At 69.4% G+C, this 20,356-nt stretch carries 21 protein-coding genes; 18 read left to right on the forward strand and 3 right to left on the reverse strand.

Translation table 11 applies throughout. From position 1 onward, the window contains the following. Positions 1–60: 60 nt before the first annotated feature. The 18 genes from ACFC0Z_RS12465 (at position 61) to ACFC0Z_RS12550 (ending at position 16,309) form a co-directional block, all read left to right on the forward strand. Complete coding sequence (locus ACFC0Z_RS12465; protein ID WP_376435866.1) at positions 61–1,155, forward strand: LCP family protein; 1,095 nt, start codon at positions 61–63, stop codon at positions 1,153–1,155. Between the two features lie 157 nt (positions 1,156–1,312). Continuing rightward, positions 1,313–1,534 carry a 50S ribosomal protein L31 gene (gene rpmE, locus ACFC0Z_RS12470; RefSeq protein WP_030210647.1) on the forward strand — a complete coding sequence of 74 codons (222 nt, stop codon included), beginning with the start codon at positions 1,313–1,315 and terminating at the stop codon, positions 1,532–1,534. Between the two features lie 95 nt (positions 1,535–1,629). Next, on the forward strand, positions 1,630–2,706 hold the full coding sequence (prfA, locus tag ACFC0Z_RS12475; protein WP_376435869.1) for a peptide chain release factor 1: 1,077 nt from the start codon (positions 1,630–1,632) through the stop codon (positions 2,704–2,706). Between the two features lie 53 nt (positions 2,707–2,759). After that, positions 2,760–3,605, forward strand: coding sequence for a peptide chain release factor N(5)-glutamine methyltransferase (prmC, locus tag ACFC0Z_RS12480; protein WP_376435872.1), 846 nt, complete (start codon positions 2,760–2,762; stop codon positions 3,603–3,605). Positions 3,606–3,684: 79 nt separating this feature from the next. Beyond that, positions 3,685–4,332, forward strand: a complete 648-nt coding sequence (locus tag ACFC0Z_RS12485; RefSeq protein ID WP_376435875.1) for an L-threonylcarbamoyladenylate synthase — start codon at positions 3,685–3,687, stop codon at positions 4,330–4,332. After that, a complete protein-coding gene (locus ACFC0Z_RS12490) occupies positions 4,329–4,976 on the forward strand; it encodes a protein-tyrosine-phosphatase (protein WP_376435878.1) in 648 nt (215 codons plus the stop codon). The genes ACFC0Z_RS12485 and ACFC0Z_RS12490 overlap by 4 nt, the downstream gene beginning before the upstream one ends. 36 nt (positions 4,977–5,012) lie before the next feature. Further along, positions 5,013–6,263, forward strand: coding sequence for a serine hydroxymethyltransferase (gene glyA / locus ACFC0Z_RS12495; RefSeq protein ID WP_376435880.1), 1,251 nt, complete (start codon positions 5,013–5,015; stop codon positions 6,261–6,263). A 107-nt stretch (positions 6,264–6,370) separates the two neighbouring features. Beyond that, entirely contained in the window at positions 6,371–7,663 is a 1,293-nt protein-coding gene (locus ACFC0Z_RS12500) for an MraY family glycosyltransferase (RefSeq protein WP_376435883.1), read from the forward strand. A 262-nt stretch (positions 7,664–7,925) separates the two neighbouring features. Then, positions 7,926–8,339 (forward strand): hypothetical protein, encoded by a 414-nt coding sequence (locus ACFC0Z_RS12505; protein WP_376435886.1) that lies wholly within the window; start codon positions 7,926–7,928, stop codon positions 8,337–8,339. A gap of 222 nt (positions 8,340–8,561) precedes the next feature. Further along, entirely contained in the window at positions 8,562–9,371 is an 810-nt protein-coding gene (gene atpB / locus ACFC0Z_RS12510) for a F0F1 ATP synthase subunit A (protein ID WP_376435889.1), read from the forward strand. A 94-nt stretch (positions 9,372–9,465) separates the two neighbouring features. Next, complete coding sequence (gene atpE, locus ACFC0Z_RS12515) at positions 9,466–9,699, forward strand: ATP synthase F0 subunit C (protein ID WP_010474382.1); 234 nt, start codon at positions 9,466–9,468, stop codon at positions 9,697–9,699. Between the two features lie 41 nt (positions 9,700–9,740). After that, a complete protein-coding gene (locus ACFC0Z_RS12520) occupies positions 9,741–10,286 on the forward strand; it encodes a F0F1 ATP synthase subunit B (protein WP_376435892.1) in 546 nt (181 codons plus the stop codon). Continuing rightward, positions 10,283–11,098, forward strand: a complete 816-nt coding sequence (locus ACFC0Z_RS12525) for a F0F1 ATP synthase subunit delta (RefSeq protein ID WP_376435895.1) — start codon at positions 10,283–10,285, stop codon at positions 11,096–11,098. Before ACFC0Z_RS12520 ends, ACFC0Z_RS12525 begins: the two co-directional genes overlap by 4 nt. A gap of 149 nt (positions 11,099–11,247) precedes the next feature. Beyond that, positions 11,248–12,843: a F0F1 ATP synthase subunit alpha gene (gene atpA, locus ACFC0Z_RS12530; protein WP_352021425.1), complete on the forward strand. Its 1,596-nt coding sequence runs from the start codon at positions 11,248–11,250 to the stop codon at positions 12,841–12,843. Positions 12,844–12,863: 20 nt separating this feature from the next. Then, complete coding sequence (locus tag ACFC0Z_RS12535; protein ID WP_376435898.1) at positions 12,864–13,781, forward strand: F0F1 ATP synthase subunit gamma; 918 nt, start codon at positions 12,864–12,866, stop codon at positions 13,779–13,781. After that, the gene (atpD, locus tag ACFC0Z_RS12540) at positions 13,781–15,223 is read left to right on the forward strand and encodes a F0F1 ATP synthase subunit beta (RefSeq protein ID WP_376435901.1); all 1,443 of its coding nucleotides are present in this window, start codon (positions 13,781–13,783) and stop codon (positions 15,221–15,223) included. Before ACFC0Z_RS12535 ends, atpD begins: the two co-directional genes overlap by 1 nt. A gap of 112 nt (positions 15,224–15,335) precedes the next feature. Beyond that, entirely contained in the window at positions 15,336–15,710 is a 375-nt protein-coding gene (locus ACFC0Z_RS12545) for a F0F1 ATP synthase subunit epsilon (protein ID WP_189799849.1), read from the forward strand. 152 nt (positions 15,711–15,862) lie between these two features. Further along, on the forward strand, positions 15,863–16,309 hold the full coding sequence (locus ACFC0Z_RS12550; RefSeq protein WP_024761908.1) for a DUF2550 domain-containing protein: 447 nt from the start codon (positions 15,863–15,865) through the stop codon (positions 16,307–16,309). Positions 16,310–16,367: 58 nt separating this feature from the next. Here the strand turns inward: ACFC0Z_RS12550 and ACFC0Z_RS12555 are convergent, their stop codons facing one another. The 3 genes from ACFC0Z_RS12555 to ACFC0Z_RS12565 form a co-directional block, all read right to left on the reverse strand. Beyond that, complete coding sequence (locus ACFC0Z_RS12555) at positions 16,368–18,215, reverse strand: glycosyl hydrolase family 18 protein (RefSeq protein ID WP_376435906.1); 1,848 nt, start codon at positions 18,213–18,215, stop codon at positions 16,368–16,370. A 124-nt stretch (positions 18,216–18,339) separates the two neighbouring features. Beyond that, positions 18,340–19,017, reverse strand: coding sequence for a response regulator (locus ACFC0Z_RS12560; RefSeq protein WP_376435908.1), 678 nt, complete (start codon positions 19,015–19,017; stop codon positions 18,340–18,342). Continuing rightward, the gene (locus tag ACFC0Z_RS12565; protein WP_376435910.1) at positions 19,014–20,210 is read right to left on the reverse strand and encodes a sensor histidine kinase; all 1,197 of its coding nucleotides are present in this window, start codon (positions 20,208–20,210) and stop codon (positions 19,014–19,016) included. Before ACFC0Z_RS12565 ends, ACFC0Z_RS12560 begins: the two co-directional genes overlap by 4 nt. Positions 20,211–20,356: the final 146 nt, after the last annotated feature.

The following is a 20,356-nucleotide window of genomic DNA, read 5'->3' on the forward strand; positions in this document are numbered from 1 at the left end:
TGCAACCCTTTCGGGTGCTTCGCCGTCACAAAAGGTGAACCGAGGGCCCGAGGGAAGACGATGACCGAGCAGAACAACACCGGCCGAATACCCGGCGCGGGTACTGGCCGCCGCCGCAAGCCGCCCACCAAGAGCCGCCGCCTCCCCGTACTCATATCGGGGGCCGTCGCGGTGCTCATCCTGGGCGGCGCCGGACTGGGGTACGTGTACGTCAAGCTCGACGGCAACATCAAGGGCGTCGACATCAACGCCCAGCTCGGCACCGAGCGCCCCGACGACGTCGACAACGGCTCGATGGACATCCTCGTCCTCGGCTCCGACTCCCGCTCGGGCGACAACGGCGCGTACGGCAAGGACGAGGGCGGAGCCCGCTCCGACACCGCGATGATCGTCCACGTCTACGAGGGCCACAAGAAGGCGAGCGTCGTCTCGATCCCGCGCGACACCCTCGTCACCCGCCCCGAGTGCGTCGACAGCCAGGGCGGCACCGTCCCCGGCCAGACCCGCGCCATGTTCAACACGGCGTACGAGGTCGGCGGACCGGCCTGCGCGGTGAAGACCGTCGAGTCGATGTCCGGCATCCGCATGGACCACTACATGGAAGTCGACTTCACCGGCTTCAAGAAGCTCATCGACGAGCTGGGCGGCGTGGAGATCACCACCACCCAGCCCATCAAGGACAGCAAGAGCCACCTCGACCTGGAACCGGGCACCCACACCCTCGACGGCGAGCAGTCCCTCGGTCTCGTCCGTACGCGCAAGAGCGTGGGCGACGGCAGCGACCTCGGCCGCATCCAGCTCCAGCAGGCCTTCATGAAGGCCTTCATGAACCAGGTGAAGTCCCTCGGCGTCTTCACCAGCCCCACGAAGCTCCTCGACCTCGCCGACGCGGCCACCAAGGCCATCACCCCGGACTCGGAGCTCGACTCCGTCAACGAGCTGATGGGCTTCGCGAAGAGCCTCGCCGGAATCGGCGCCGAGAACGTCAAGATGATCACGCTGCCGGTGCAGTACGACCCCGTCGACCCGAACCGCGTCGTCCCCCTGGAAGCCAAGTCGGAACAGGTCTGGACGGCCCTCAAGGCCGACAAGCCGATCCCCGCGTCCGCCACCCAGGACGCCGCCACGGGCAAGGCCGACGGCGTCGTGAAGTAGCCGCGGAGCCGCCCGGGACACGCACGGGAATACTCCCGGCCCGACCCCGGTTTGGGGAGATGCGCCCAGTCCTGGCAGACTGGTACGTCGGCCCCGGTTCACGCTCGCCGCAAACCCGTGACAGCGACCCGGAGCCCTCCCGAAACTAGGAGACACCTTGAAGCGCGAGATTCACCCCGAGTACGTCGAGACCCAGGTCAGCTGCACCTGTGGCGCGTCGTTCACCACCCGTAGCACCCTGACCGAGGGCACCATCCGTGCCGAGGTCTGCTCCGAGTGCCACCCGTTCTACACGGGCAAGCAGAAGATCCTCGACACCGGCGGCCGCGTGGCCCGCTTCGAGGCCCGCTTCGGCAAGGCCGGCTCCGCCGCGAAGTAGCGAGCCCCTGCGCCGGTCCTCGGTCGCCCCGCGCGGGTGGCCGGGACCGGCGCTTTGCCGTCCCGTAGCAATTGACGAAAACCCAGGAGCCCCCGATGTTCGAGGCGGTCGAGGAACTGGTCGGCGAGCATGCCGACCTCGAGACGAAGCTCGCGGACCCTTCGGTCCACGCCGACCAGGCCAACGCGCGCAAGCTGAACAAGCGCTACGCCGAGCTGACCCCCATCGTCGCCACGTACCGGTCCTGGAAGCAGACCGGTGACGACATCGAGACCGCCCGCGAGTTCGCGCACGACGACCCCGACTTCGCCGCCGAGGTCAAGCAGCTCGAGAAGGACCGCGAGGAGCTCACCGACAAGCTCCGCCTCCTCCTCGTCCCGCGCGACCCGAGCGACGACAAGGACGTCATCCTGGAGATCAAGGCCGGCGCCGGTGGCGACGAGTCCGCGCTCTTCGCCGGCGACCTGCTCCGCATGTACCTCCGGTACGCCGAGCGCGTCGGCTGGAAGACCGAGATCATCGACGCCACCGAGTCCGAGCTCGGCGGCTACAAGGACGTCCAGGTCGCGGTGAAGACCAAGGGCGGCAACGGCGCGACCGAGCCCGGCCAGGGCGTCTGGGCCCGCCTCAAGTACGAGGGCGGCGTCCACCGCGTGCAGCGCGTGCCCGCCACCGAGTCCGCCGGCCGCATCCACACCTCCGCCGCGGGCGTGCTCGTCACGCCGGAGGCCGAGGAGGTCGACGTCGAGATCCACGCCAACGACCTGCGCATCGACGTCTACCGCTCGTCCGGCCCCGGCGGCCAGTCGGTCAACACCACCGACTCCGCCGTCCGCATCACCCACCTGCCGACCGGCATCGTCGCCTCCTGCCAGAACGAGAAGAGCCAGCTCCAGAACAAGGAGCAGGCCATGCGCATCCTGCGCTCCCGGCTCCTCGCCGCCGCCCAGGAGAAGGCCGAGGCCGAGGCCGCCGACGCCCGGCGCAGCCAGGTCCGCACCGTCGACCGCTCCGAGAAGATCCGGACGTACAACTTCCCGGAGAACCGCATCTCGGACCACCGCGTCGGCTTCAAGGCGTACAACCTGGACCAGGTGCTCGACGGCGACCTGGACACGATGATCCAGGCGTGCGTCGACGCCGACTCGGCGGCGAAGCTCGCCGCCGCGTAGGTCCGCAGCACAAGGCCCCCTCAAAGCCCCACCCCGCACCACGGAGGACCAGCGTGAACCTGCTGCTTGCCGAGGTGGCCCAGGCCACCCAGCGGCTGGCCGACGCCGGCGTTCCCTCACCGCGTTTCGACGCCGAGGAGCTCGCCGCGTTCGTGCACGGCGTCAAGCGGGGGGAGCTGCACAACGTCAAGGACGCGGACTTCGACGCCCGCTACTGGGAGACGATCGCCCGCCGGGAGGCCCGCGAGCCGCTCCAGCACATCACCGGCCGGGCGTTCTTCCGCTACCTGGAGCTCCAGGTCGGCCCCGGCGTCTTCGTGCCCCGGCCGGAGACCGAGTCGGTCGTCGGCTGGGCCATAGACGCCGTGCGCGCCATGGACGTCGTCGAACCGCTCATCGTCGACCTCTGCACCGGCTCCGGCGCCATCGCGCTCGCCATGGCGCAGGAGGTGCCGCGCTCCCGCGTGCACGCCGTCGAGCTCTCCGACGACGCCCTCGTGTGGACCCGGAAGAACGCCGAGGGCTCGCGCGTCACCGTCCACCAGGGCGACGCGCTGACCGCCCTGCCGGAGCTGGACGGCCAGGTCGACCTGGTCATCTCCAACCCGCCGTACATCCCGCTCACCGAGTGGGAGTACGTGGCGCCCGAGGCCCGCGACCACGACCCGGAGATGGCCCTCTTCTCCGGCGAGGACGGCCTCGACACCATCCGCGGCATCGAGCGCACCGCCCACCGTCTCCTGCGCCCCGGCGGCCTCGTCGTCATCGAGCACGCGGACACCCAGGGCGGGCAGGTGCCGTGGATCTTCAACGAGGAGGCCGGCTGGGCCGACGCCGCCGACCACCCGGACCTGAACAACCGGCCGCGCTTCGCGACCGCGCGCAAGGCCACGCCATGACGTCGGCCACGACCGCGACGACGGCTGCGGCTGCTGCGACTGCTTCGACGAATCACGTGAACGAGGAGGCCGGGAAGTAATGGCAAGGCGATACGACTGCAACGAGGCCACCGACCGCGTCACCGGTCTGCGCGAGGCGGCCTCCGCCGTCCGCCGGGGCGAGCTGGTCGTGCTCCCCACCGACACCGTGTACGGGATCGGGGCGGACGCCTTCAGCAGCGAGGCCGTCGCGGACCTGCTGGCCGCCAAGGGCCGGGGCCGCAACATGCCCACGCCCGTCCTCATCGGCTCCCCGAACACCCTCCACGGCCTCGTCACGGACTTCTCCGAGCAGGCCTGGGAGCTCGTCGACGCGTTCTGGCCCGGAGCCCTCACCCTCGTCGCCAAGCACCAGCCGTCCCTCCAGTGGGACCTGGGCGACACCCGGGGCACCGTCGCCATCCGCATGCCGCTGCACCCCGTCGCGATCGAGCTGCTCACCGAGGTCGGCCCGATGGCCGTCTCCTCGGCGAACCTCACGGGCCACCCGTCCCCGGAGACCTGCGACGCGGCCCAGCAGATGCTCGGCGACTCCGTCTCCGTCTACCTCGACGGCGGCCCGACCCCCGGCATCGTCCCGTCCTCCATCGTCGACGTCACGGGCAAGGTCCCGGTCCTGCTGCGCGAGGGCGCGCTCTCCCCGGAGGAGCTCCGGAAGGTCGTACCCGACCTCGAGGTGGCCAGTTGACCGCCCCTGAGGGGCGTGGCATAGCGGGGTTCGACGACAGCACCACCTTCCGCATCCTCCACGTCAGCACCGGCAACGTCTGCCGCTCGCCCATCACCGAGCGGCTGACCCGCCATGCCCTGTGCGACCGCCTCGGCGATCCGCTGGGCGGCGGCCTGATCGTGGAGAGCGCCGGCACCTGGGGGCACGAAGGCGCCCCCATGGAGGCCAACGCCGAACTGGTCCTCGCCGACTTCGGCGCGGACTACAGCGGCTTCGTGGGCCGCGAGCTCCTCGACGAGCACGTCATCCGCGCGGACCTGGTCCTCACGGCGACCCGCGACCACCGCGCCCAGGTCATCTCGATGGGCCACTCGGCGGGCCTGCGCACCTTCACCCTGAAGGAGTTCACCCGCCTGGTCCGCGCGATCGACCCCGCCACGCTCCCGGACCCCCGGGACGAGGGCATGGTCGAACGCGCCCGAGCCCTGGTCCGCGCCGCCGCGGCTCTACGCGGGTGGCTCCTGGCCCCGTCCGCCGACGCGGACGAGGTCAACGACCCGTACGGCGCCCCGATCAGCTTCTTCCGCTCGATCGGCGAGGAGATCAACCAGGCCCTCGACCCGGTCGTGACGGCCCTGACGGGTGTCGACGCCAAGGGCTGACGGGCGGGGGGCGAGGGCCGCGCCTACATTGGTTCCATGCCGTCGGTCACCGCGCCCCTCGATGAGGATCTCGACGTCCTGCGCCGGCAGGACCCCGAGGTCGCCGATGTGCTGTTCGGGGAGGTGCGGCGGCAGGGGGACAGTCTTCAGCTGATCGCGGCGGAGAACTTCGCGTCGCCCGCGGTTCTCGCCGCGCTCGGTTCGCCGCTCGCCAACAAGTACGCCGAGGGTTATCCCGGAGCCCGTCACCACGGTGGCTGCGAGTTCGCCGACGCCGCCGAGCGGATCGCCGTGCAGCGGGTCACCGCGCTCTTCGGGGCCGAGCACGCCAACGTACAGGCGCACTCCGGTTCCTCGGCCGTCCTGGCGGCGTACGCGGCCCTCCTGAGGCCCGGGGACACCGTCCTCGCCATGGGGCTCGACCACGGCGGGCACCTCACCCACGGGTCGCCCGCGAACTTCTCCGGGCGGTGGTTCGACTTCGTCCCGTACGGCGTCGACGCCGAGACCGGGCTCGTCGACTACGAGCAGGTCGCCGCCCTCGCCCGCCACCACCGCCCCAAGGCGATCGTCTGTGGCTCGATCTCGTACCCCCGCCACCTCGACTACGCGGTCTTCCGCGGCATCGCCGACGAGGTGGGGGCGTATCTCATCGCCGACGCCGCCCACCCCATCGGGCTCGTCGCCGGGGGAGCGGCGCCGAACCCCGTCCCGTACGCCGACGTCGTCTGCGCGACCACCCACAAGGTCCTGCGCGGGCCGCGCGGCGGGATGATCCTGTGCGGTGCCGAGCTCGCGGAGCGGATCGACCGGGCCGTCTTCCCCTTCACGCAGGGCGGCGCGCAGATGCACACGATCGCCGCGAAGGCGGTCGCGTTCGGCGAGGCGTCCACCCCGGCGTTCGCCGCGTACGCCCATCAGGTGGTGGAACACGCGCGCGTACTCGCCGCCGCGCTCGCCGCCGAGGGCTTCGCGCTGACGACCGGCGGCACGGACACCCACCTCATCACCGCCGACCCGGCGCCCCTCGGCATCGACGGCCGCACCGCCCGCGCCCGGCTGGCCGCCGCCGGCATGGTGCTCGACACCTGCGCCCTCCCGTACGGGGACGGGCGCGGGATCCGCCTCGGTACGGCCGCCGTCACCACGCAGGGCATGGGCGCCCCGGAGATGGCGAGAATCGCCGCCCTTTTCACGGCCGCGCTCCGTGACGACCCCGCCGAGACCGCCCGCGTACGGGCGGAAGTACGGGAGCTGACCGGCCGATTTCCCCCGTATGGACCCTGAGCGGAGCCCGAGCGCAACCGTTCGGGTGGCCTGCGTGTCTCCCAGCACATGGACGGCACGGCTAGGGTGTGGGGCTGAGATGGCCAGCGATTCCTGTGGGGCAGCCCGTGCGTGATTACCTGCTGACGCTCTGTGTCACGGCTGCGGTGACCTATCTGCTGACCGGGCCGGTGCGGAAGTTCGCCATCGCGACCGGGGCGATGCCGGAGATCCGCGCCCGCGACGTACACCGAGAACCGACTCCGCGGCTCGGTGGCATCGCCATGTTCTTCGGGCTGTGCGCGGGACTCCTCGTCGCCGACCACCTCCAGAACCTCAGCAGCGTCTTCGAGCTGTCCAACGAGCCGCGCGCGCTGCTCTCCGGCGCCGCGCTGATCTGGCTGATCGGCGTCCTCGACGACAAGTTCGAGCTGGACGCGCTCATCAAGCTGGGCGCGCAGATGATCTCCGCCGGCGTGATGGTCGCGCAGGGTCTGACGATCCTGTGGCTGCCGATCCCCGGCGTCGGCACGGTCGCCCTGACCCCCGGTCAGGGCACGCTCCTGACGGTCGCCCTGGTGGTCCTCACGATCAACGCGGTGAACTTCGTCGACGGCCTCGACGGTCTCGCCGCCGGCATGGTCTGCATCGCCGCCGCCGCCTTCTTCCTGTACGCGTACCGGCTCTGGTACGGCTACACGATCGAGGCCGCCGCCCCCGCGACGCTCTTCGCCGCGATCCTGATGGGCATGTGCCTGGGCTTCCTGCCGCACAACATGCACCCGGCGCGGATCTTCATGGGCGACTCGGGCTCGATGCTCATCGGCCTGATCCTCGCCGCCTCGGCGATCTCGATCACCGGCCAGGTCGACCCGGACGTCCTGAAGCTGTTCGAGGGCTCGACCCGTCAGGCCACCCACGCCGCCCTGCCGGTCTTCATCCCGCTCGTGCTGCCGCTGACGATCATCGCGATCCCGATGGCGGACCTGGTCCTCGCGATCGTGCGCCGTACGTGGAAGGGCCAGTCGCCCTTCGCGGCGGACCGCGGCCACCTGCACCACCGGCTCCTGGAGATCGGCCACTCGCACAGCCGCGCGGTGCTGATCATGTACTTCTGGTCCGCGCTGATCGCCTTCGGGACGCTCGCGTACTCGGTCCACTCGACGTCGATGTGGATCGTGCTCGCGATCACGGTGCTGAGCGCCGTCGGGCTCGTCCTGCTCCTGCTGCCGCGTTTCACGCCCCGCGCCCCGCGCTGGGCCCAGAAGGTCGTCCCGCCGCGCTACCGGCGCCGCAGGCCCGCCCAGGACGCCCTGGTGGCGGAGGAGAAGCTTCCGGTGCCCTCGGGGCTCCACGGCGCCACGGCCATCGGCAACCGCGAGGGCTTCACCGATAGGCGGAAGGCCGGAACGCCGAGTTGACGAATGCCGCATCCGCGGCCATTACCTGACAAGGTGCCCGCTTGTCGCGCACACACGCGCGCCGTAACCCTCATGTGTGACAGTTGGCACACCCTACGGGTAAAGACCTATTCAAATAGTTTGTGATACGGTTCACGAGACCCGGCGCCAGAGCCGAAAGACCGTAGTGCGACGGTCTGTTGGCCCCGAGACCCACCTCGGACCGGGCTTACGCTCGTCCTTGACGACACCATCGCCCCCTCCATCAAGCGGAGACACCGCCATGCCGTCCAACGACGCACGCCTCCTTCTGCATACCGCCGTACCCACCGCTGTCGTCGGCGCTGTCGCGACCGTCATCAGTGGCGTGGTCGCCGGTGGCAAGGGTGCGATCGGCGCCGTCGTCGGCACCCTGGTCGTGCTCCTCTTCATGGGGATCGGGCTGATCGTGCTCCAGCGGACGGCGAAGAAGCTGCCGCAGCTGTTCCAGGCCATGGGGCTCATGCTCTACACGGCCCAACTCCTGCTGCTCTTCGTCTTCCTCGCCCTGCTGAAGGACACCACGGCGTTCGACTTCAAGGCATTCGCGTTCACACTGCTGGCGACGACCGTGGTGTGGGTCGCCGCACAGGCCCGGGCCTACATGAAGGCCAAGATCATGTACATCGACCCCGGAAACACGGGGTCGAAGTCGTGAAAGGTAGGGCCGGGATAAAGCGGTGTTCGGCTTCCTGCTATCGTCCGGTGCCAACTGCGGCACTGCGGGCGCGGGCATCCGAGACGCCTGTCCCAGCGCGAGGCTCGATGCCGAACCGCCGCCCCCTTATCCGTAAGACCAGTCCAGTGCCGACCCGCGGCTGCGTGCCGCGCCGACACAACGAGGTTGCCGTACCTATGCGCCACGCTGAAGGAGCCCGCGGTGAGTGCTGACCAGACGCTTGCCTTCGACCCGGATTGCCACATCTTCACCGGATGTGGCTTCCCGGCGCCGGGCCTGCACACGTTCATGTACGAGCCGATCGCCACGTGGGGAAGCTTCGAGTTCACGAAGCCCATGCTGCTCGCGATCCTGGGCTCGATCGTGGTCGTCGGGTTCTTCTGGGCCGCCTTCCGCAAGCCCAAGCTGATCCCCGGCAAGATGCAGATGGTCGGCGAGGCCGGTTACGACTTCGTGCGTCGCGGCATCGTCTACGAGATCATCGGCAAGAAGGACGGCGAGAAGTACGTCCCCTTCATGGTGTCGCTGTTCTTCTTCGTATGGATCATGAACCTCTGGTCCATCATCCCGCTCGCCCAGTTCCCGGTCACGTCGCTGATCGCCTTCCCGGCGGCCCTCGCGCTGATCGTCTACGTGGTCTGGGTCTCGCTGACCTTCAAGAAGCACGGCTTCGTCGGCGGCTGGAAGAACATCCTCGGGTACGACAAGTCCCTGGGCGCGATCCTCCCGCTGATCATGCTGCTCGAGTTCTTCTCGAACCTGATCATCCGGCCCTTCACGCACGCGGTCCGACTGTTCGCGAACATGTTCGCCGGTCACCTGCTCATCGTGATGTTCTCGCTGGCCACCTGGTACCTCATGAACGGCATCGGCTTCGTCTACGCCGGCGCCTCCTTCGTGATGGTCCTCGTGATGACGGCGTTCGAGCTCTTCATCCAGGCCGTCCAGGCGTACGTCTTCGTCCTCCTGGCTTCCAGCTACATCCAGGGCGCTCTCTCCGAGCACCACTGAGTCCGGTCCCTCGACCGGCAGCACAACCCCCCAAACCCCCAGTCGTCCGGTGGCCAACCCCCACCGGGTCCTTGAAAGAGAAGGAAGAACCGGCATGTCCGCTCTCGAGACTCTCGCCGCCGTCAACGGAAACGTCGCCTCCATCGGCTACGGCCTCGCGGCCATCGGCCCCGGCGTCGGCGTCGGCATCATCTTCGGTAACGGCACCCAGGCCCTCGCCCGTCAGCCCGAGGCTGCCGGCCTGATCCGCACCAACCAGATCATGGGTTTCGCCTTCTGTGAGGCGCTCGCCCTCATCGGCATCGTCATGGGCTTCGTCTACAAGTAAGCCGGACCGACTGCCCGATTCTTTACACGGAAGGCACTGATGTGAACGCTCTGCTTCTTGCGGCAGCGGAGGAGCCCCAGCCTCCTCTGATCCCGCATCTCGACGAGCTCGTCATCGGCCTGATCGCCTTCGTCATCGTCTTCGGCTTCCTCGCCAAGAAGCTCCTCCCGAACATCAACAAGGTTCTGGACGAGCGTCGCGAGGCCATCGAGGGTGGCATCGAGAAGGCCGAGTCGGCCCAGATCGAGGCTGAGAGTGTGCTGGAGCAGTACAAGGCTCAGCTCGCCGAGGCCCGCCACGAGGCCGCGCGTCTTCGCCAGGAGGCGACGGAGCAGGGCACCGCGATCATCCAGGAGATGAAGGCGGAAGGCCAGCGACAGCGCGAGGAAATCATCGCGGCCGGCCACACGCAGATCGAGGCCGACCGCAAGGCCGCGTCCGCGTCGCTGCGTCAGGACGTGGGCAAGCTCGCCACCGACCTGGCCGGCAAGCTGGTCGGCGAGTCCCTCGAGGACGCCGCCCGCCAGAGCCGCACCATCGACCGCTTCCTCGAGGAGCTCGAGGAGAAGGCCGAGGCCGTCCGATGAACGGAGCGAGCCGCGAGGCACTGGCCGCCGCCCGTGAGTCCCTCGACGCGCTGACCGACAACACGTCGGCCGACGCGACGAAGCTCTCGGACGAGCTGGCCGCAGTCACCGCGCTGTTCGACCGCGAGGTGTCGCTGCGCCGCGTCCTGACCGACCCCGCGCAGGCGGGCGAGGCCAAGGCCGAGCTCGCGCAGCGACTCCTGGCCGGTCAGGTGGGCGGCGAGACCGTCGACCTGGTCTCGGGCATGGTGCGCAACCGCTGGTCGCGTTCGCGCGACCTGGTCGACGTGGCGGAGGAGCTGGCGAACATCGCCGACCTCACCGCGGCGCAGAAGTCGGGCACGCTCGACGCCGTCGAGGACGAGCTGTTCCGGTTCGGCAGGATCGTGTCCTCCAGCCCCGAGCTCCGCTCGGCGCTGACGGACAAGGCCGCCACGGCCACCGCCAAGAAGGAGCTGCTCCACAGCCTCCTCGGCGGCAAGGCCCAGGCGACCACCGAGCGCCTGGTGATCCGTCTGGTGACCCAGCCCCGGGGACGTAGCCTGGAAGCGGGACTCGAGTCCCTCTCCAAGCTCGCCGCGGCGCGCCGGAACCGGATGGTCGCCGTCGTCACCTCGGCGGTGCCGCTGTCCGACCAGCAGAAGCAGCGCCTCGGTGCCGTCCTGGCCAAGCTGTACGGCCGGGAGATGCACCTGAACCTCGACGTGGACCCGGCGGTCCTCGGCGGGATCACCGTGCAGATCGGCGACGAGGTCATCAACGGCTCCATCGCGGAGCGCCTCGGCGAGGCGACCCGTCGTCTGGCCGGCTGACGGCAGCAGCCACAGCAACACAGCTTCAAAGAATCACAGCAACACCAGCGGCCCGGTTGGGCCGTGCAGAGATTGCAGAAGATTCCTGGGGGTCGGCCCCCAGACCCCTTAAGAAACTTCGGGCCCAACAAGGAGAGCAGGGAACCCAGATGGCGGAGCTCACGATCCGGCCGGAGGAGATCCGGGACGCACTGGAGAACTTCGTCCAGTCGTACCAGCCGGACGCGGCCTCGCGCGAGGAGGTCGGCACGGTCAGCCTGGCCGGTGACGGTATCGCGAAGGTCGAGGGTCTTCCCTCGGCCATGGCGAACGAGCTGCTGAAGTTCGAGGACGGGACCCTCGGTCTCGCCCTGAACCTCGAAGAGCGCGAGATCGGCGCGATCGTCCTCGGCGAGTTCAGCGGCATCGAGGAGGGTCAGTCGGTGCAGCGCACCGGCGAGGTCCTCTCCGTCGGTGTCGGTGAGGGCTACCTGGGTCGCGTCGTCGACCCGCTCGGTAACCCGATCGACGGTCTCGGCGAGATCGCGACCGAGGGCCGCCGCGCCCTCGAGCTGCAGGCCCCGGGCGTTATGGCCCGTAAGTCGGTGCACGAGCCGATGGAGACCGGCTACAAGGCCGTCGACGCCATGACGCCGGTCGGCCGTGGTCAGCGTCAGCTGATCATCGGTGACCGTCAGACCGGCAAGACCGCGCTGTGCGTCGACACGATCATCAACCAGCGTGACAACTGGCGCTCGGGCGACGTGAACAAGCAGGTCCGCTGCATCTACGTCGCCGTCGGCCAGAAGGGCTCGACCATCGCGTCCGTTCGCGGCGCCCTGGAAGAGGCCGGTGCGCTCGAGTACACGACGATCGTCGCCGCCCCGGCGTCCGACCCGGCCGGCTTCAAGTACCTGGCGCCGTACACCGGTTCCGCCATCGGTCAGCACTGGATGTACCAGGGCAAGCACGTCCTGATCGTCTTCGACGACCTGTCGAAGCAGGCCGACGCCTACCGTGCCGTGTCGCTGCTGCTGCGCCGCCCGCCGGGCCGTGAGGCCTACCCGGGTGACGTCTTCTACCTGCACTCGCGTCTCCTCGAGCGCTGCGCGAAGCTCTCGGACGAGCTCGGTGCCGGCTCGATGACCGGTCTCCCGATCGTCGAGACCAAGGCGAACGACGTCTCGGCGTTCATCCCGACCAACGTCATCTCCATCACCGACGGCCAGTGCTTCCTGGAGTCCGACCTGTTCAACGCCGGCCAGCGCCCGGCCCTGAACGTCGGTATCTCGGTCTCCCGTGTCGGTGGCTCCGCCCAGCACCCCGCCATGAAGCAGATCGCCGGTCGTCTCCGTGTCGACCTGGCCCAGTTCCGTGAGCTCGAGGCCTTCGCGGCCTTCGGTTCCGACCTGGACGCTGCCTCGAAGGCGCAGCTGGAGCGCGGTCAGCGGATGGTCGAGCTGCTCAAGCAGGCTCAGTACCAGCCGATGCCCACGGAGAACCAGGTCGTCTCGGTCTGGGCCGGCACCACCGGCAAGATGGACGACGTCCCGGTCGCCGACATCCGTCGCTTCGAGGCCGAGCTCCTGGCGTACCTGCGCCAGAACCACTCCGGTCTCATGACCTCCATCCGCGAGGGCAAGAAGATGTCGAACGACACCCTGACGGCCGTCGCCGACGCCATCGCCGAGTTCAAGCAGCAGTTCGAGACTTCTGACGGCAAGCTGCTCGGCGCGGACGCCCCCGCCGTCAACGTCTCGAAGTGACGACGGAAGGGACCTGACTCATGGGAGCGCAGCTCCGGGTCTACAAGCGTCGCATCAAATCCGTCACCGCGACGAAGAAGATCACCAAGGCGATGGAGATGATCGCCGCCTCGCGTGTCGTCAAGGCGCAGCGCAAGGTGCAGGCGTCCACTCCGTACGCGACCGAGCTGACCCGCGCGGTCACCGCGGTGGCGACGGGTGCGAACGACAAGCACCCGCTCACCACCGAGGCGGAGAACCCGAGCCGTGCCGCGGTCCTGCTCCTCTCGAGCGACCGCGGTCTGGCCGGTGCCTTCAACTCCAACGCCATCAAGGCGGCGGAGAAGCTCATCAAGAAGCTGGAGAGCGAGGGCCGCGCGGTCGACGTCTACGTCGTCGGTCGCCGTGGTGTCGCGCACTTCAACTTCCGTGAGCGGAAGCTCAGCGACACGTGGACCGGCTTCACGGACGAGCCCACGTACGCGGACGCCAAGAAGGTCGCGGCACCGCTGATCGAGGCGATCGAGAAGGACACGGCCGAGGGTGGCGTGGACGAGCTCCACATCATCTACACCGAGTTCGTCTCGATGATGACCCAGACGGCGGTCGAGGCCCGGCTGCTGCCCCTCAGCCTCGACGAGGTGGCGAAGGAGGCCGGCGAGCCGGACACCCTCCGCCCGCTGTACGACTTCGAGCCGTCGGCGGAGGACGTCCTCGACGCCCTGCTGCCGCGCTACGTCGAGAGCCGGATCTACAACGCGCTGCTCCAGTCGGCTGCCTCCAAGCACGCCGCCACGCGCCGCGCGATGAAGTCGGCCACCGACAACGCGGGAGACTTGATCAACAACCTCTCCCGACTTGCCAACGCGGCCCGCCAGGCCGAAATCACCCAGGAAATCAGCGAGATCGTCGGTGGCACCGCAGCCCTGGCCGACGCGACCGCGGGGAGTGACAAGTAATGACGACCACTGTTGAGACGGCCGCCGCCACGGGCCGCGTCGCCCGGGTCATCGGCCCGGTCGTCGACGTGGAGTTCCCCGTCGACGCGATGCCGGAGATCTACAACGCCCTGCACGTGCAGGTTGCCGACCCGGCCGAGGAGGGCAAGCTCAAGACGCTGACCCTCGAGGTCGCGCAGCACCTCGGTGACGGCATCGTCCGTACCATCTCGATGCAGCCCACCGACGGTCTGGTCCGCCAGGCCCCCGTGGTCGACACCGGCGACGGCATCACGGTGCCCGTCGGCGACGTCACCAAGGGTCGCGTGTTCAACACGCTCGGCCAGATCCTGAACGAGCCCGAGGCCGAGGCCGAGGTCACGGACCGCTGGTCCATCCACCGCAAGGCCCCGGCCTTCGCGGACCTCGAGTCGAAGACCGAGATGTTCGAGACCGGCCTCAAGGTCGTCGACCTTCTCACCCCGTACGTCAAGGGTGGAAAGATCGGTCTGTTCGGTGGTGCCGGTGTCGGCAAGACCGTTCTGATCCAGGAAATGATCATGCGTGTGGCCAAGCTGCACGAGGGCGTTTCCGTCTTCGCCGGCGTCGGCGAGCGCACCCGTGAGGGCAACGACCTCATCGCGGAAATGGAAGAGTCCGGCGTTCTGGACAAGACCGCGCTGGTCTTCGGCCAGATGGACGAGCCCCCGGGCACCCGTCTCCGCGTCGCCCTCGCCGGTCTGACCATGGCGGAGTACTTCCGCGATGTGCAGAAGCAGGACGTGCTGTTCTTCATCGACAACATCTTCCGCTTCACGCAGGCCGGTTCCGAGGTCTCGACCCTGCTCGGCCGCATGCCGTCCGCCGTGGGTTACCAGCCGAACCTGGCCGACGAGATGGGTCTCCTCCAGGAGCGCATCACGTCGACCCGTGGTCACTCGATCACCTCGATGCAGGCGATCTACGTCCCCGCGGACGACCTGACCGACCCGGCCCCGGCCACCACCTTCGCCCACCTCGACGCGACGACGGTTCTCTCCCGTCCGATCTCCGAGAAGGGCATCTACCCGGCCGTGGACCCGCTGGACTCCACGTCCCGCATCCTGGACCCGCGCTACATCGCGCAGGACCACTACGACGCCGCCACGCGCGTCAAGGGCATCCTGCAGAAGTACAAGGACCTCCAGGACATCATCGCGATCCTCGGTATCGACGAGCTCAGCGAGGAAGACAAGCTCGTCGTGCACCGCGCGCGTCGTGTCGAGCGCTTCCTGTCCCAGAACACCCACGCGGCGAAGCAGTTCACCGGTGTGGACGGTTCGGACGTTCCGCTCGACGAGTCGATCGCCGCGTTCAACGCGATCTGCGACGGTGAGTTCGACCACTTCCCGGAGCAGGCGTTCTTCATGTGCGGTGGCCTTGAGGACCTCAAGAACAACGCCAAGGAGCTCGGCGTCTCCTGAGCCTCGTGCTCGCCCGAGAGGGGCGGGATCCGTCCCGCCCCTCTCACCACGCCCACTAGAATTGACCCCAACACCCGGCACGACCGCCGGGTGGTGACCCGAGGAGCCACCCTTGGCTGCTGAGCTGCACGTCGAGCTGGTCGCCGCGGACCGGAGTGTCTGGTCCGGCGAGGCCACCCTGGTCATCGCGCGTACCACCTCCGGCGACATTGGCGTCATGCCCGGCCACCAGCCGCTGCTGGGTGTGCTGGAGTCGGGCCCGGTGACCATCCGTACGAGCGAGGGCGCGACTGTCGTCGCCGCCGTCCACGGTGGATTCATCTCGTTCGCCGACGACAAGCTGTCTCTGCTCGCGGAGATCTGCGAGCTGGCGGACGAGATCGACGCCCAGCGCGCCGAGCGCGCGCTGGAGCGTGCGAAGACGGATTCCGACGCCGCCGCCGAGCGGCGCGCGGAGGTCCGCCTGCGCGCGGTGTCCGTCCGCTGACGGTCCGCGCAGAGTAGGACGTAGTGCCCTCAGCCGCGGCACGGCTGGAATGTTCCAGACCGTGCCGCGGCTGAGGCGATGCAGATGCGGTTGCAGGTGTATTCGGTTCGGCCGGACGACGGCTACGGGACGCAGCGAGGAGGTCGGTGAAGATGTTCCTCGCTCTGCTCGTGTGCGGCCTGGTCGTCGCACTGGTGGTGATCGGGCTCTTCGTCTTCGGTTTGCGCCGGAGGCTGATCCAGCGTGCCGGCGGCACCTTCGACTGTTCCCTGCGCTGGGACATCCCGGACGAGCCGGATCCGACCGGCAAGGGCTGGGTGTACGGAGTCGCCCGCTACAGCGGTGACGAGATCGCCTGGTTCCGTGTCTTCTCGTACGCGCCCCGCCCCCGTCGCGTCCTGGAGCGCTCGGCCATCGTGGCCCTGGAGCGCCGGATGCCGGAGGGCGAGGAGGAGCTCGCGCTGCTCTCCGACGCGGTGATCCAGGCGTGTACGTACGACGGTGTGCGCCTGGAGCTCGCGATGAGCGAGGACGCGCGGACCGGGTTCATGGCCTGGCTGGAGGCGGCGCCTCCCGGCCAGCGGGTGAACGTCGCGTAGACATGAGAGAGCGGGGGTCGGTGCCTGGGCACCGGCCCCCGCTCTCGTGTGCTGCGGGTTAGTTCAGACCGGTGTTGATGGCGCCGACGAGCTCGCCGTTGGTGGTGTCACCGCTGAACTCCCAGAAGAACGCGCCTCCGAGGCCCTGGTTCTTGGCCCAGGTCATCTTGGAGGTGACGGTCGACGGGGTGTCGTAGCTCCACCAGTTGGTGCCGCAGTGGGCGTAGGCCGTGCCGGCGACGGTGCCGTTGGCCGGGCAGCTGTTCTTGAGGACCTTGTAGTCCTCGATGCCCTGCTCGTACGTGCCCGTCGCCGGGCCCGTCGCCGTGCCGCCGGGGGCGGACTGGGTGACGCCGGTCCAGCCGCGGCCGTAGAAGCCGATGCCGAGGAGCAGCTTGTTGGCGGGGATGCCCTTCGCCTTGAACTTGGCGATCGCCTCGGCGGAGCTGAAGCCCGCCTTCGGGATGCCGGCGTACGAGGTCAGCGGGGAGTGCGGGGCGGTCGGGCCCTTGGCGTCCCAGGCGCCGAAGAAGTCGTACGTCATCACGTTGAACCAGTTCATGTACTGCGCGGCGCCCGCGTAGTCGGCGGCGTCGATCTTGCCGCCGGTGGAGCCGTCGGCCGTGACGGCCGCCGTGACCAGGTTGTTGGCGCCGAACTTGGCGCGCATGGCCTGCATCATGTTCTTGAAGGAGGCGGCGCCGCTGGTGTCGCAGGTGAGGCCGCAGGCGTTCGGGTACTCCCAGTCCAGGTCGATGCCGTCGAAGACGTCGGCCCAGCGCGGGTCCTCGACCAGGTCGTAGCAGGACTGGGCGAAGGCGGTCGGGTTCTGCACGGCCTGGCCGAAGCCGCCGGACCAGGTCCAGCCGCCGAAGGACCAGAGGACCTTGATGTTCGGGTACGCCTTCTTCAGCTTGCGCAGCTGGTTGAAGTTGCCGCGCAGCGGCTGGTCCCAGGTGTCGGCGACGCCGTCGACGGACTGGTCGGCGGTGTAGGCCTTGTCGTAGTCGGCGTAGGCGTCACCGATGGTGCACTTGCCGCCCTGGACGTTGCCGAACGCGTAGTTGATGTGGGTGATCTTGGACGCGGAGCCCGAGGTCACGATGTTCTTCACGTGGTAGTTGCGTCCGTAGACGCCCCAGTTGGTGAAGTAGCCCATCTTCACGGCGTTCGGGTTCGGCGTGCCGCCTCCGCCGCCCGTGGTGTGGACGGGGGTGGGGCCGGCCGCCGGGCCGGTCTGGTCGATGCTGTCGCGGGCGACGACCGTGTAGCTGTAGTCGGTGCCGGCGGTGAGCCCGTTGTCCGTGTAGGTGAGGGCCGTGGTGGTGGTGACCTTCGTGCCGTCGCGCAGCACGTCGTAGTTCTTGACGCTCTTGTCGTCGGTGGCGGCGGTCCAGGTCAGCTTCACCGAGGTGTCGGTGATGGCGGAGGCGACCGGGGTGCCGGGGGCCGAGGGCGGGTTGTCGCCGGGCTGGCTGGTGCCGTCGCAGGGAGCGCCGTTGATCTTACAGTTGCTCGGCGCGCCGGGGCCGGCGCCGTTGTAGCCGAAGGAGACGGAGGCGCCGGGGGCCAGCGTGCCGTTCCAGCCGACGTTCTTGGCGGTCCAGTGGGTTCCGGAGCTGGTGACGGTGGCGTCCCAGGCGGAGGTGACGGAGGTGCCGGCGGGGTAGTCCCACTCGACGGTCCACGAGCTGATCGTGGTGGTGCCGGTGTTCTTGACGGTCCAGTTGGCGCCGAAACCGGTGCCCCAGTCGGAACCCTTGGTGTACGTGGCCGTGGCCGAGGTGGCCGCTTCGGCGGGGGTGGCGAGGCCGACCATGGCGGCCAGCGGCAGGATCAGGGCGGTCAGTCCGGCAGCGGTCCGGTGTCTGAACCCTGTTCTGCGCGACGGTGCTTGAGTGCTCAACGGTGCTCCTCAAGTTGCGGACGGTGCAAGGTGGGGGTGGTCCGTGAAGATGCGCGCGCCCCGCGAGCGTAGAAAGGTCTGGACCAACCGTCAAGAGGTCCAGACCAACGTCGCCGGAATCCTGCTAGAGCCCCAACTCCTGTGCCAGTACGGCCGCTTGGACCCTGCTCCGCAGTCCCAGCTTGCCCAGCACCTTGCTGACGTGGGTCTTCACCGTCGCCTCCGCCATGTCCAGCCGTACCCCGATCTCCGCGTTCGACAACCCCCCGCCGAGCGCCGCCAGGACCTCCCGCTCGCGGGGCGTCAGGACGTCGAGCCGCGCCGGATCCGCCGACGGGACGGCGGGGCGGCTCGTCGCGGCGAACTCCGCGAGCAGGCGGCGGGTCACCGCCGGGTCGACCGTCCCCTCGCCGCGCCCCACCGTCCGTACCGCCTCGATGAGTTCACGCGCGTCCGCGTTCTTCAGGAGGAACCCTGCCGCGCCCGCGCGCAGCGCCCCGAACACGTACGCGTCGAGGTCGAAGGTGGTCAGGACGAGCACGTCGGCCAGCCCCTCCGCCACGACGATCCCGGTCGCCGTCACCCCGTCCATCCGGGGCATCTGCACGTCCATGAGGACGAGGTCCGGGCGGAGTTCCCGCGCGAGCTCCACCGCGCGCTCACCGTCCGCCGCCTCGCCGACGACCTCGATGTCGGGCGCGCTGCCCAGGATGAGGACGAGTCCCGACCGTACGGCCGCCTGGTCCTCGGCGACCAGGACCCGCACGGTCCTCGCGCCCTCGTGTGCCGTGTCCGCCGTCATGCCCGCTCCTCGTCGTGCGCGTCCACCGGCAGCTCCGCCCGGACCCGCCAGCTTCCGCGTCCCTCGCCGTCGTCCACCCGGCCCGCCTCGAAGACCCCGCCGAGCAGGGCCACCCGCTCCCGCATCCCCACCAGACCCGCCCCCGAACCGGGCGCGGTCGGACCCGGGCGCTCCCCGTACGGGCTCGTCACCTCGACCGTCAGGGCCCCCGGCGCGCGGGCGAGCGCCACCCGGACCTCGCCGGGCGCCGCGTGCTTGAGCGCGTTCGTCAGGGACTCCTGCACGATCCTGTACGCCGCCAGCTCCACCGGCGCCGGAAGGCCCGCCTGGCTCTCCCTGCCGTCGTCCAGGACGAGGACGAGACCGCTCGGCTCCGCGTTCGCCGCCGCCTGAGCCAGGAGCGCGTCCAGGCCCGCGAGCGTGGGCGCGGCGGCCGGCTCCGTGTCCCCGCTGCCGTCCCGGAGGAGGCCGATGAGTCGCCGCATCTCGGCGAGACCGGCCACGCTGTTCTCGCGGATCACGGTCAGGGCCTGCCGGGTGGTGGCCGGCTCGTCGAGGGAGAGCGCCGCCGTGGAGTGGATCGCGATGGCCGAGAGGTGGTTCGCCACCATGTCGTGCAGCTCGCGCGCCATCCGCGAGCGCTCCGCCACCACCGCCTGCGTCCGGTCCATCTCGGCGAGCAGCGCGGTCTGCTCGGCCCGCAGCCGGGCCGAGTCCGCCGCCTCCCGGTGGTTGCGGACGACCGCGCCGGTCACGGCCGGGAGGAAGGACACCATGCCCGTGATCACGCCGACGAGCAGGGCGACGGCGTTCTGCCACCACACCAGGAAGCCGGCCGTCACCCCGACCGTGACCAGCGCGGTCGTGTAGGGGATACGCCGGGCCTGGGCGGGGGAGCCGTAGACGACGGCCGCGTAGACGATGTCGGTGTACATCAGGACCGTCGCCAGGTTCCCGTTGGTGAACTGGTCGGCCACGAGCGCGCACGTGCCGACGGCCAGGGCCGTCCGGGGCAGGGTCCGGCGCACCGCCTCCATGGCGGCCATCACGACGAGCGGGACCAGCGCGGCCCACCGCTGGTCGAAGACGCGGTCGCCGGTCGTGTAGAGCCCGAAGGACCACAGGAGCAGCCCGCAGGCGAGCCCCGAGACGGCGATCAGCAGGTCGACGCGGTGCGGGCGGGGGAGGGTCACCCTCTCATCCAACACGTCCACGGGCGCCCCGACCTCCTCGCCCGGGCCGATCCGCGCCCCCGCCGGCCTCCGTCGAACGATGTAGACGCGTGTCGTCACCGGCGACGACGAAACGGGCCGCTTTCCACGGGAGCCTCGTAGAGGGA

Origin of the sequence: Streptomyces sp. NPDC056144, from assembly GCF_042264145.1 — a bacterium.
In the GTDB taxonomy this organism is placed as follows: Bacteria; Actinomycetota; Actinomycetes; order Streptomycetales; family Streptomycetaceae; genus Streptomyces.

Coding starts and splice junctions, on each gene's coding strand:
- ACFC0Z_RS12465 (WP_376435866.1), top strand. CDS start 61: ATGACCGAGCAGAACAACACCGGCCGAATACCCGGCGCGGGTACTGGC.
- prfA (WP_376435869.1), top strand. CDS start 1,630: ATGTTCGAGGCGGTCGAGGAACTGGTCGGCGAGCATGCCGACCTCGAG.
- ACFC0Z_RS12485 (WP_376435875.1), top strand. CDS start 3,685: ATGGCAAGGCGATACGACTGCAACGAGGCCACCGACCGCGTCACCGGT.
- glyA (WP_376435880.1), top strand. CDS start 5,013: ATGCCGTCGGTCACCGCGCCCCTCGATGAGGATCTCGACGTCCTGCGC.
- ACFC0Z_RS12505 (WP_376435886.1), top strand. CDS start 7,926: ATGCCGTCCAACGACGCACGCCTCCTTCTGCATACCGCCGTACCCACC.
- atpE (WP_010474382.1), top strand. CDS start 9,466: ATGTCCGCTCTCGAGACTCTCGCCGCCGTCAACGGAAACGTCGCCTCC.
- ACFC0Z_RS12525 (WP_376435895.1), top strand. CDS start 10,283: ATGAACGGAGCGAGCCGCGAGGCACTGGCCGCCGCCCGTGAGTCCCTC.
- atpA (WP_352021425.1), top strand. CDS start 11,248: ATGGCGGAGCTCACGATCCGGCCGGAGGAGATCCGGGACGCACTGGAG.
- ACFC0Z_RS12535 (WP_376435898.1), top strand. CDS start 12,864: ATGGGAGCGCAGCTCCGGGTCTACAAGCGTCGCATCAAATCCGTCACC.
- atpD (WP_376435901.1), top strand. CDS start 13,781: ATGACGACCACTGTTGAGACGGCCGCCGCCACGGGCCGCGTCGCCCGG.
- ACFC0Z_RS12550 (WP_024761908.1), top strand. CDS start 15,863: ATGTTCCTCGCTCTGCTCGTGTGCGGCCTGGTCGTCGCACTGGTGGTG.
- ACFC0Z_RS12560 (WP_376435908.1), bottom strand. CDS start 19,017: ATGACGGCGGACACGGCACACGAGGGCGCGAGGACCGTGCGGGTCCTG.